The organism is Aedoeadaptatus nemausensis (genome assembly GCF_903819165.1).
Classification (GTDB): Bacteria; Bacillota; Clostridia; order Tissierellales; family Peptoniphilaceae; genus Aedoeadaptatus; species Aedoeadaptatus nemausensis.
In genome coordinates this window covers 1-12,577 of the sequence record NZ_CAIJCS010000008.1, presented here as the reverse complement: position 1 = coordinate 12,577, position 12,577 = coordinate 1, and the positions used below count along the sequence as shown (strand labels likewise).

Below are 12,577 nucleotides of genomic sequence, written 5' to 3'. Positions count from 1 at the left end.
AGGAATTATGTTATTACCTAAATCATGGCTAGAAAAATATGTAACACTTAATGGTGATAGGCGCGCCATAGCCGACGAAATTACGGCGACGGGCAATCACGTAGAATCCATCCTATTGCGCAGCAAAGATTTAAGCGGCATCGTCGTGGGAAAAATTTTAGAAATCAAACCTCATCCCAATGCCGATAAGCTCGTGGTCTGCCAAGTCGATATCGGCGGAGAAGTGAAGCAAATTTTAACCGCCGCAAAGAATGTATTTGAAGGCGCCCTCGTTCCCGTGGCATTAGACGGGGCGAAGCTTGCCGACGGTATGGAAATTCACGATACGGAAATGCGCGGCCTTCCCAGCCTCGGCATGATGTGCTCTTTGGAAGAAGTAGGCATGGACGGTTCGGTCATTCCGAAATCCGCAAAAGACGGCATCCACATTTTAGAATCGGATGTAGAGCCGGGCACCGACTACTTAAAGCTTTTAGAGCTGGACAAAGAAGTGATCGAGCTCGAGATCACGCCCAATCGTCCGGACTGTTTGAGCATTCGCGGCATGGCCGTGGAAACGGCGGCATCTACGGGCAGCGAACTTTCTATGAAAGACCCCGTTGTGAAAGAGACGAGTGACGTTTCCATGGAAGACAAGTTTAACGGCCTTCATGTGGAAACGGAATTTGCTCCCCGCTTCTACCTTCGCATGTTAACCGATGTAAAAGTGGCGCCCTCTCCCCAATGGCTTCAAAATGACTTAATGGCTTCGGGCGTGCGTCCCATTAATAATATCGTCGACTTGACGAACTACGTCATGTTGGAATACGGCCAACCCCTTCACGCATACGACATGGACTCCCTTAAAGGACCTGAAATTCATGTGCGCCTGGCAAAAGACGGGGAAACCATGACCACATTAGACGAAGTGGAACGTAGTTTGACGGCGGATGATATTGTCATTTGCGATGAAAGTGGCATTATCGGCCTTGCAGGCGTTATGGGCGGTGCGATTTCCGGCGTTTCCGAAGGCACCCACACGGTCATTTTGGAAGGAGCCAATTTTGAAGCCGGCCATATCCGCAAGACATCCAAGCGCTTAGGCCTGCGCTCCGAAGCGTCTACTCGTTTTGAAAAGGGCCTCGATCCCAATACTGCGAAGATGGCAGTGGATCGCGTTTGCGAATTGGCCGTTGAAATCGGCGCGGCAAAAGTAGCCAAGGGATCTTTCGATCACTATCCGGAAGAATTAAAACCTTGGACGGTGGATGCGAGCGTAGATCGCATTAACGGCCTTCTCGGAACCTCCATCACCGGCGAAGAAATGGTGCGCATTTTAGAGTCCCTTCTCATCGAAACAACCCTCGAAGGGGATACTCTTCACGCCACCATTCCCACTGCCCGCGGCGATCTCCATATTTGGGAAGATTTAGCGGAAGAAGTGGGCCGTATTTACGGCTTCGGCAATATTACGCCCCTTCCTTTAAAAGGAACCCTCACTCGCGGCGGCAAGAGCTTGTATCGCCAAATCGAAAAGAAAGCACAGGACGTATTATTGGCCGCGGGCTTTAATGAATTTATGACCTATTCCTTTATGGGCCCCTCGGCATTCGACCGCATTCGACTCCCCGAAGGAGATCCCTTGCGCCGAGCCGTCAAGATTTCCAATCCTCTCGGCGAGGAATATTCCATTATGCGTACGACGCTTCTACCCAATATGTTGGATATTTTCGTAAAGAATATGAGTTACAAAAATCCTTCGGCTTACGGATTTGAATTCGGCAATGTCTTTGCCGTGGACACGGACGACGAAGGCCTTCCCAAGGAATTTATGAAGCTCGCCATCGGTTTTTACGGCGAAGAAGATTTCTATTACCTGAAAAAGACTGTGGAAACTGTGCTGTCCAGACTGGGCATCGACGGCCTTCGCTTCGTACAAGTTCAAGATTTCCCCTTATTCCACAAGGGTCGCCAGGCGGAAGTTTATATTCACGACGACCTCATCGGCATCTTCGGTTGCGTTCACCCGAAGGCACAAGATGATTTGGGCTTAAAGCAAGAAGTTTACCTCGCCGAGCTCGATTTTTCTAAAATCGTAGACTACGCGAAGGACAATGTAACCTACAAGCCTATCGCACGATTCCCCTCCATGGAGCGGGACTTGGCTTTCGTCGTGGACAAGAAACTTCCGGCTCAAGACTTACTGGATTATGTAGAAGAAAACGGCGGAGAATTCCTGGAAAGTGTAGAAGTCTTCGACGTCTACTTCGGCAAGGGAATTGAAGAGGGCAAGAAGAGTATCGCTCTTAAGCTGGCCTTCCGCCACAAAGAGCGCACGTTAAAGGAAAAGGAAATTGTCCCTACCGTCGACGATCTGATCGAAGGCATCGAGACAAAATTCCAAGGACAATTGCGATCGAAATAAGAGGTGCAAAATGGGATCTAAGCGTGTACAAGTTGAAATTGCCGGCATGACATTCCACGTCGTAGGTGAAGACGATGCCGATTATGTGAGAAGTTTAGCTGATGAGGCTAATCGCCGCATCGGAGACGTTGAAAAGAATAATTATCGCCTAAATGACGTACAATTGTACCTTTTGAGCTTGTTAAATGCTTTAGACGACATGCACAAAATGGAGCGCTCCGATAAAGAGGCCAGTGCTCTTGCAGGCGATACGGAAGCTATGAAAGAAAAGCTTTTGGAGATCGAAACCCTTAAAAAGCAAATTGCCGAAAAAGATGAACGGATCGAAGGCTTTAACAAGCGCTATGAAAGCTTAAAATCGGATTTGAAAGAAAAAGATGAGAGTGAAAAATCTCTTCAAAAAGAAATCGATGAACTTAAGCGTAAGAGAGAAGAATTCGACGAGGAGATCAAATCGAAGGACGAAACGATTCAAGAACTGGAAGATAAAAATTACGAATCTCAAATGCGTTTAATCGATTTGAACAAGGAGATCTATGTGCTCCGCGGTGATCATGAAGAGAAATAATATAGAACTTTTAGCGCCGGCAGGCAATATGGCGTCTTTTTACGCCGCCATCGAAAACGGGGCCGACGCGGTCTATTTAGGCGGGAAAGAATTTTCCGCCAGGGCAAGTGCACAGAATTTTACTTTGGAGGAGATGGCCCGTGCCGTCTCCTATGCCCATGTTAGGGGTAAAAAAGTGTATGTCACTTTAAACATATTACTGTCGGACGAAGAATGTAAGCGTGCGGTGGAATATGCCGCCGATCTCTACCGAACGGGCATCGACGGGGTGATCCTTCAAGACATAGGCGTTGCCGATTTATTGGCGCATTATTTACCGGATTTTGAACGCCACGGATCGACGCAAATGAGTATTATGGACTTGGAAGGCGCCCGCTATATCGAGGACATGGGCTTCAGCCGTGTCGTCGTGGGACGAGAAATTACCGTCGATGAAATTCGAAGGATTTACGAAAATACAACCATGGAAATTGAGGCCTTTTGTCACGGCGCTCTCTGCGTCTCCATAAGCGGCCAATGCGAAATGAGCTCCTTTATCGGCGGCAGAAGTGGCAATAGGGGAAGCTGTGCTCAGCCTTGCAGAAAACGCTACGCTATCGAAGGTGAAAAGGGAAATAATCTGCTCGAGAGGGGCTATTTACTGAGCCCCAGGGATCTTCGAACGATAGATTCCGTCGAGGAATTGGCAGATGCCGGGGTCTATTCCTTTAAGCTCGAGGGGCGCATGAAGTCTCCCGAATATGTCGCCGCCGTTACGCGGAATTACGATTTGGCTCTCGGCGGGAAAAAATACGATCAGGACGAAATGGCCCAGATGTTTAACCGCTCTTACACGAAGGGCTTGGGCTTCGGCGAGTTCGGCCACGAATTCGTCAGCACGAAGCGTCCCAATCACAGGGGGCTCGTTATCGGACGAGTCGACGAAAAAGGGAAGATCCGATGGAATACCGCGCCCGATTCCGGAGATTTATTGGAATGGACCGTAAAGGGAGAGACGGAGAGAGAAACTTACGACGGAAACATTTCCCTCACGCCCGATAAAGGGACAGACATTGTTCGCCTAACATCCGCCCTTTTAGAATCGAGGCTGAAAGTAAACCCCGAAGATGTAATGGGAACGGAAGGCCTGCGAGGCACTTTTATTGCCCGCGTAGGGGAGCGTCCCATCTTTCGTTTGGAAGGCTCCCGTAAATCGGAGGTTGTAGGCGAAGATGTTTTGGAAAAAGCCCGATCGGCGAAATTGAACGAAGAGCGCATCCGAACGAATCTTTCAAAATTCGATACTTCCGCCTACCGCCTGGAAGACATCGAGCTTGATGTAGACGAAGATGTATTTCTTCCCATCTCCCTCGTGAATGCTCTCAGGCGTGAAGCTCTTTCCAAGTATGAGGCCGGGGAAGAGAGGAGTCTCGAGCCCATCGAGTTTTACGAGCGTTTTGAAAAGCTCAAGACAAACAAGACTCTGCTCACCGTGGAAATAGCCGACGAGGAAATGTTACAAGATCTGCCCTACGATTTAATCGATCGATTAGAACTTTACTTCCTTCCGTCGCGAGAGGCCATGGACTTTTTAAGCACTCTATCCGTGCCGGTCTATTTGAGCCTTCCTTACGAAACCCCCGAGGGTTACGCCGAGGTAAAAGATTACTTCGACGGTGTCGTCGTACAAAACCTCGGTCAAATCGCTGGTGCCGAGGGAGATATCGTCTTCGGCGAGGGCATGAACATTTTTAACAGTTACAGTTTTCGCCATTTTGCTGAGAAGGGAAGTGTCATGCCTTCTTTCGAATGTAAACGGGAACAATTGCAGGGAATGACGCGGCGCTTCGGAACCTGCGGCGAAGTCCTTTACTACGGCTATCCTCGTTCCTTGACCATGCGTCACTGCCCTATGAGCTTAATCAAGGGCTGCGGAAAAGATAGAAACTGCCCGACTTGCAATCTAAGACGAGGCTTTTACTTGCGGGATGAAAAGAATGTGGCCTTTCCCTTTAGACGCGTCGGGGATATGACGGAGATTTACAATAGCCTTCCTATTTACCTCGGCGACAAAGGAGATCAGCTTATGGCACTCAAGCCCGCGGCTCTTAAAATTCGAAGCCGAATAGGGGAAGACATAACCGATATTATTAAAGAGGCTCGACGCCTTATCGACGGCGAAAAAATAAACGAGCCGGTTCTTAAGGAATTTACGCGAGGCCATTGGATGCGCGGCATTTTAGGATAAAGAGGAGGAGATATGGCGCATAAAATTGAAGCGATTCTTGAATTTTACGACATTATCGACCGATTAAAAGAACTTACCGTTTCGAGCATCGGAAAAGAACGGGTAGATGCTATGGCATTTACCTCGAATAGAGAAGAAATTCTACGGATGCAGCAAGAGACAGAAGAGGCTTTCCAACTCCTCGTTACGCGATCCGCTCCGCCATTAAGCGGCGCCCGTCCCGTGGCGAAAAGCGCCCATTACGCTTCTCGAGGCGGAACGCTGAGCATTGCGGAAGTTCTCGAAATCGGCGATTCCCTTCGCGGCGTCTCCAGGATGCAGCGCTATATAGCGGAAACCGATGAAATGGCGGAAGATCCTTATCCCCTCATTCGCGCAATGGTCTTCGGTCTTTGGACCCGAGGCGATCTCAGAGAAAGGATCGAGTCCACCATCGAAAGTGAAGAGAGTATTTACGACGACGCTACGCCGGAGCTTTTACGGATTCGTCGCTCCCTCGCGCGGAAGAAAGATCAGGTGCGGGAGAAACTTCAGGGTATTTTAAATTCGGCGGATCTACAGGAATCTCTTCAGGATTCTCTGGTCACCATGCGTCAGGGCCGCTACGTCGTGCCCGTACGCCACGATGCGAGAAGTAAAGTAAAAGGTCTCGTTCACGACATGAGTGCTTCCGGACAGACCGTCTATATCGAACCAATGGCGGTCGTGGAAATCAACAACGATATTCGCGAATTGGAGCTTAAAGAAAGGGAAGAGATCCAGCGAATTTTAGAAGAACTTTCCGCCATTATCGGGGAAGATGCGGAGGCCTTTGCGAGCAATGAGATCCTCTTTGCCGATCTGGACTTTATTTTCGCCAAGGCGAAATTGGCCTCGGATCAGAACGCAATATCACCGAAACTCTCGAAAAATAAAACCACGAAGCTTCTCAATGCCCGGCACCCTTTAATTCCGGCGGACAAAGTCGTGCCCTTGAGTTTAGAATTGGGCGGGGAAGCGGGAGGCCTCATTATAACCGGACCCAATACCGGCGGTAAAACCGTAAGCTTGAAAACTTTGGGGCTCATGGTATTGATGACCCAACATGGTCTTCATATTCCGGCAGACAAGGGAACGGTCATCGGGATTTACGACGGCGTCTACGCCGATATCGGCGACGAGCAGAGCATCGAGCAATCCCTTTCTACTTTCAGCGGCCATATGATGAACATTATCGACATCTTGGATCGTGCCGGGGAAAACAGCCTGGTAATCTTCGACGAGCTCGGCGCCGGTACCGATCCCACGGAAGGGGCCGCTCTTGCCCTGAGCATTATCGAACACTGCATCGCCACGGGCATTACCTTTATGGCGACGACTCACTACACTCAACTTAAGCTCTACGCTTTGACACGAGACGGCGTGCAAAATGCTTCTATGGAATTCGACATCGAAACCTTGACGCCAACTTACAAACTACATGTGGGCGTGCCGGGAAAAAGTAATGCATTTGAAATTTCTTCCCGCCTCGGGCTGTCTCCCGAAATTTTAAACGGGGCCGAAGGCTTTTTGGAACGAAAAGACATCGCCTTTGAAGATGTATTGAAAACCCTCGAGGCGGAGAGAAGCCGTCTTGAAAAGCGGGAAGCGGAGCTCGTTCAACTAAAGGGCGAATATCAAAGGGAAATGCAACAGGCCAAGCGCAAGGCGGAAGTAATAGAAAAAGAGCGGGATCGTATATTAGAAAAAGCTCGCGACGAAGCGCGCCGCGTATTGAAATCGGCGAAAGAAGATGCGGATCTCGCCGTGTCGGAAATCAAGGAATTGAAGCAACATCTGGAAAGCGATGAAGCAAAGACCCTTCAGGAAGCGCAAGATGTTTTGCGAGAAGGCAATAAGAAATTCCGCGACGGCGATAGAGGTCTCGTGGTTAAAAAAGCGAAGAATCCCGCTAAAAAGCTGAAGCCCGGCGACACGGTGTATGCCGAAAGTTTGGGAGTGGAGGCGACTGTCCTGGAAAAACCCGACGGAAAGAACAATGTACTCGTTCAGGCGGGCCTTATGAAAATGACCCTCCCCGCGAATACTTTGGTAAAGCGGCAGGTGCAGGATAATCATCGTCAAAAGGCCAATACGGGAAAAGTGTCGCAGAAAAAATCAAAAAATGCTAAAGTAGAATTTGATATTCGAGGAAAGACCTTTGAAGAGGCGGAGCCTATTTTAGAAAAGGCGCTCGACGACGCTTATCTGGCTTCTCTCGACCATATACGCATTATTCACGGCAAGGGAACGGGCATGCTTCGGAAAAAAGTGAAGGAATATTTGCGTACCCACGCCTCGATAAAAAAATACGAAGACGCCGAGCCCGGTGACGGTGGCAGCGGCGTGACCATTGCATATTTAAGATAGGAGTTACGATGATAAATTTTAAAGAACAGATCGCAGAGGGCCTCGCTCGGGAAACGGGCTTGGACGCCAAAGACTTACTTTATAAAATTGAGACGCCGCCGGATCGAAAAATGGGCGATTATGCCTTCCCGACCTTTACACTGGCGAAGACCATGCGGAAAAATCCGGCGGTTATCGCTCAGGAACTTAAAGATAAATTAAGCGACGTGGAAGGCATTCGCGAAATCGCCGTGGCCGGTCCCTATCTTAACTTTTTCATCGACACAACCGCTCTCGCCGAAAATGTGCTGAAAGCCGTGTTGGAAGAGGGAGATCGCTTCGGATCTTCCGATTTGGGGAAGGGCAAGACCGCCATCGTCGAATATTCTTCGCCGAATATCGCTAAGCCTTTCCACATCGGTCATATTCGCACGACGATTATCGGCGATTCTATTAAGCGAATTTACAAGCACTTAGGCTACAATGTAGAAGCCATTAATCACCTGGGAGATTACGGAACTCAATTCGGCATGATGATCGAGGCCTACAAACTTTGGGGCGACGATGACATTATCGAGAAAAATCCCATCCCCGAGCTCGTAAAGCTTTACGTTCGTATCAATCAAGAGGCTGAAACAAACAAGGAACTCTTGGATAATTCCAGAGAGTGGTTCCGCAAATTGGAAAGCGGCGATGAAGAAGCGGTTGCCCTTTGGCAATGGTTTAGAGATCTGAGTCTCGATGAATTTAAGCGCGTATACGACATGCTCGATGTGGACTTCGACTCCTATCGCGGCGAATCCTATTATTCCGATTTAATGCTTAAAGCCGTCGATGAAATTAAGGAGAAGGGCCTCCTTATCGAAGATCAGGGTGCGCAAATTATTAACCTGGACAAATATAACTTGCCTCCCGCCATCATTATTAAAAGCGACGGATCTACCATCTATCTGACGCGGGACATCGCCACGGCGATTTTCAGAAAAGATACCTACGACTTCTACAAAAATATTTACGTCGTAGGAAGTCAGCAAAACCTTCACTTCCAACAATTAAAGGCTATCTTAAAGGAAATGGGATATGACTGGGCGGACGATTGCGTTCACGTTCCCTTCGGCATGGTATCCTTGCCGGAAGGCACCCTTTCCACCCGTAGGGGAAAAGTGGTCTACCTGGAAGATGTGTTGAATCGCGCCACGGAAAAAGTAGACGACATCCTCCGCGAAAGGGAAGAGAAAAACGGCTATACCATGGAAAATCGCGAAGAACTTGCCCGCCAAGTGGGCATCGGCGCAGTGAAATTCCAAGAGCTCTTCAATCAGCGCATTAAAGATTACGTATTCGACTGGGATCGCACCCTAAGTTTCGATGGCGAGACAGGGCCCTATGTTCAATACACTCACGCCCGTATGCATTCCCTACTCGAAAAAGGAAACTTTGATCCTTCGAAAGAGGTGGATGTAAAGGCGCTGACCTTAGACGACGAAAAAGAATTACTTCAACAGCTTTACGGCTTCAATCAAGTCATCGTGGACAGTCACGAAAAATACGAGCCCTATCTCGTGACCCGTTATATTACGGAATGCGCCAAGACTTTTAACAAGTATTATACGAACACACCCATTCTCGTCGAAGACGAAGAAGTGAAAAATGCTCGCCTTCTTCTGGTCTACGGCGTGAAAAACATGATTAAGATCGGTTTAAATTTGCTGGGTATCGAAGCGCCGGGCAAAATGTAAACTCAAAGCGGACCTCTCGAACGGGAGTGTCCGTTTTTGATTGGCATACTAATAGGATGTGTTAAACTATAAAAAGCGAAAGGAGGGAAGATATGAAAGGATTACTCGTCGCTTTTAATGCAAGCTATGTGCATACCAATCTCGCCGTCAGACTTTTACAGGCAGTGGCGGAGAGAGAAATTGAAATTTTAGAGATGACGATTAACGAGCCCCTAGAGCAATGCCTGGCAAAAATCGCAAAAAAATCGCCGGATTTTATTATGTACTCTACCTATATATGGAATTGGGAGAGGATACAATCTATCGGCAGTTATATTCACAAGGCGAAACCTGAGATACGGCAATTTTTAGGCGGTCCGGAGGTCAGCTTCGACGCACCGGAGCGATTAAATGCCCATTTATGGATCGAAGGGATACTCTGCGGCGAAGGGGAGTTGAGCTTTAATGTTTTCCTCGACTATGTAAACGGTAAAACTTCGGCGTCATCCGTTCCCGGGCTATGCTATAGAACAGAAGATGATATATCGGAAAATCCCATAGCCGTTCCCTTCGAAAACCTGGATTATTTGCCCTCTGTTCAATACTCGACGAATATGGAACACCGGATCATCTATTATGAATCCATGCGCGGCTGCCCTTACCATTGCAGCTATTGCCTGTCTTCTCAAGATGATCTCGTGCGCTATCGATCGGTTGAAGATATAAAAGCGGATATGGAGCACATCTTTCAAACGGGTACAAAACTTATAAAATTCGTAGATCGTTCCTTTCATATACATAGGGAGCGAACGAAATCCATACTGAACTTTTTTATAGATGAGTCCCCGGAGGATATGTGCATACATTTTGAAATGAACCTGGAGCATATGTCCGATGAGCTTATAAATTTGATGAACAGTGCGCCGAAAGGTCGCTTTCAAATCGAGGCAGGAATCCAGTCGACGAACCCCGAGGTCAACGAATTGATTCACAGGCGGACCGAACTTGAAAAAATCCATACCGTCATGAAGAAAATCGACGGCGATAAAATTCACGTGCATCTGGATCTTATCGTCGGGCTGCCGGAAGAGAATTTGGATAGCTTTCTCGGCGGATTCGATAAAGTCGTCCCTCTCGGAGGGAAGCGCATTCAAATCGGCTTCCTAAAATTACTTCCCGGAACGGAACTGAGGGCGCGGGCAAAAGAATTCGGCATCGTCTACGATGACGCCCCACCCTACGAAGTTATAAAAACGAACGCATTGAATTCCCGAGAAGTCTTGCAATTAAAATACTTTGCCGAAATCGTGGAAACATATTACGACGAAGAGGCTTTCGCTTCGACACTCGAAGCAATAAGGATGCGGGGAATATCCTTGGCCCGGTTGTTTTATGAAATGGCGGGAAAAGTTATGGAACGCATTGAAGAAAATCCCATGAAGGGACAAAACGGCAAGTATCGCTTCTTTTACGAAGAGTTGCGAGAGAAGAACTATATGGACGAGGATCTTTACCATGCATTTAAGTGGGACTTCTACCGTCGGGAAAATCGCTATATCGGCCAAGCATTAGGTTTCGACGATCCGGAACTCGGGAGAGAAGAAGTGGTGGCATTTATAAAAAAGAATTCCGACTTTATCGAGACGAAGGACCCACTGAAAGCGTCGAAAAATGTAAGAGGCATCAAACTCGGCGATATCTGTCGCTACATCAATTATAAAAACGGAAAGTATCAAGTGCATTGCGATGAAAGGAACAAGAATGGACAGTAAAAAATATCTGGCCGATTGGTACGACGCCATCGGTTTTCTGGAACAACAAAATGGAGGCGCCATATTAAACGGCGTGCCCATTCCTATGCTTCAAACAGATATCGTCGACGAAATTAAAAATCCCGGGAAAGAAGGAACCCTCGATGTGGACCATATCTTTACGGCTATGTGTGTGGTTGTCGGATTAGACGAGCACTTTCCCTATGCAAGTGATTACATCGCTTTTCTAAAAGAAAATCTGGAAGATACTCTCCGAGCCCTGGAGGGAAAGATTCTTTCAGCATCTAAAAGTGATGACGCGGAGCGAGTTTACCTCTTCGCCCACGCCAAAGAAATCTTGCGGGGCAGCATAGAGGATCGCCTCGACACAACCTATGCTATGGAGGGGATTTATAATCTTAGATGGTATGAGGACGAAGGAAAGAGTAGTGAAGATCTGTTAAAAGAGATAATGGATCGCTACGAAGCAATACTCGAAGAAGACCCAGACAACACCCACGCTTTAATGGCACTGGGGCGAGTCCACGAAGCAAGAGAACATTGGATCAAGGCGAAATTCTACTACGAGAAAGCTCTACAATCATCCGATGACGACGGAATTAAAGAGGAATTACGTCGAGCTATCGAAACCGTGACGGAACCTGCCGCCATTGACGGGGCAAAGACCTATCTACATTACGGGCGCTACGAAGACGCCCTTAAGTCTTTAGATGAAGTAAGCTCCCAATATACCGATCCCGGAAAATGTACCTATATTAAAGGGATGGCCTATTATGGACTGGGAGATTATGAAAGAGCAGTCGACTATCTGGAAGAAGCTTCTCGCCACACAAAAGCCGGCGACGTATTAAATGATTATGCCATCGCCCTGGCAGCCCTCGGACGCGAAGAAGATGCTATAGGCGTATTAACGGAAACTATAGAAAATAACGAAGAAGACAGAACTGCCTACATGAATCGAGGGATCCTTTATTATAGAAGCGAGGCCTTCTCAGAAGCACTTTGTGATTTCGAAGCGGCCTACCATTTAGCGTCTGACAGTCAATTATGGGAGCTTATCGAGCAGACACGAAAGCTCACAAATGAAGAGTAAAAAACCTATAAGAAATACGTAAAAGTATTCTTGACATTGTAAAAAGATCTGCGTATACTATAAAAGAACCTTAAAGACAGGTCGATATATCGAGCTTAATATAAGGTTGACAAAGATCGGTTCACATAGTAAACTGATCAAGTCGCTTCGAAAGAGCGGGATCGCAAAAAAAAGAATTTCAAAAAAGTTCTTGACAGCGAACGCGATTCGAGGTAGGCTATACAAGTTGTCTCGTGAGAGCCAAACGAAACTTTTACAAAGTTTTAAAAAGTGCTTGACATTTCAGTCGACGCGAGATATACTAAATAAGCTGTTTCGAAAGAGCAGCGACTTGAACCAAGTTAATTAAATGGTATAAGAGAATAAACCATAACAAATCTATAAGCTTAAAGCGGAACACAGTCAGTGTTTGAGCTAAGCAAACTCAA

At 47.5% G+C, this 12,577-nt stretch carries 7 protein-coding genes; all 7 read left to right on the top strand.

Annotation, left to right across the window (positions count from 1 at the left end):
* The first annotated feature begins 7 nt into the window (after positions 1 to 7).
* The 7 genes from pheT to PEPTYR26121_RS00230 all read left to right on the top strand — a co-directional run bounded on the left by pheT (position 8) and on the right by PEPTYR26121_RS00230 (position 12,149).
* On the top strand, positions 8 to 2,404 hold the full coding sequence (gene pheT / locus PEPTYR26121_RS00260; RefSeq protein ID WP_180498091.1) for a phenylalanine--tRNA ligase subunit beta: 2,397 nt from the start codon (positions 8 to 10) through the stop codon (positions 2,402 to 2,404).
* Between the two features lie 10 nt (positions 2,405 to 2,414).
* Positions 2,415 to 2,972: a cell division protein ZapA gene (gene zapA, locus PEPTYR26121_RS00255; RefSeq protein ID WP_180498089.1), complete on the top strand. Its 558-nt coding sequence runs from the start codon at positions 2,415 to 2,417 to the stop codon at positions 2,970 to 2,972.
* A complete protein-coding gene (locus tag PEPTYR26121_RS00250) occupies positions 2,959 to 5,199 on the top strand; it encodes a peptidase U32 family protein (protein ID WP_180498087.1) in 2,241 nt (746 codons plus the stop codon). The genes zapA and PEPTYR26121_RS00250 overlap by 14 nt, the downstream gene beginning before the upstream one ends.
* Positions 5,200 to 5,211: 12 nt before the next feature.
* Complete coding sequence (locus PEPTYR26121_RS00245) at positions 5,212 to 7,587, top strand: endonuclease MutS2 (RefSeq protein WP_180498085.1); 2,376 nt, start codon at positions 5,212 to 5,214, stop codon at positions 7,585 to 7,587.
* Between the two features lie 8 nt (positions 7,588 to 7,595).
* Positions 7,596 to 9,305: an arginine--tRNA ligase gene (argS, locus tag PEPTYR26121_RS00240; protein ID WP_180498083.1), complete on the top strand. Its 1,710-nt coding sequence runs from the start codon at positions 7,596 to 7,598 to the stop codon at positions 9,303 to 9,305.
* Between the two features lie 92 nt (positions 9,306 to 9,397).
* A complete protein-coding gene (locus PEPTYR26121_RS00235) occupies positions 9,398 to 11,056 on the top strand; it encodes a B12-binding domain-containing radical SAM protein (RefSeq protein WP_180498081.1) in 1,659 nt (552 codons plus the stop codon).
* Complete coding sequence (locus PEPTYR26121_RS00230) at positions 11,046 to 12,149, top strand: tetratricopeptide repeat protein (protein ID WP_180498079.1); 1,104 nt, start codon at positions 11,046 to 11,048, stop codon at positions 12,147 to 12,149. The genes PEPTYR26121_RS00235 and PEPTYR26121_RS00230 overlap by 11 nt, the downstream gene beginning before the upstream one ends.
* Positions 12,150 to 12,577: the final 428 nt, after the last annotated feature.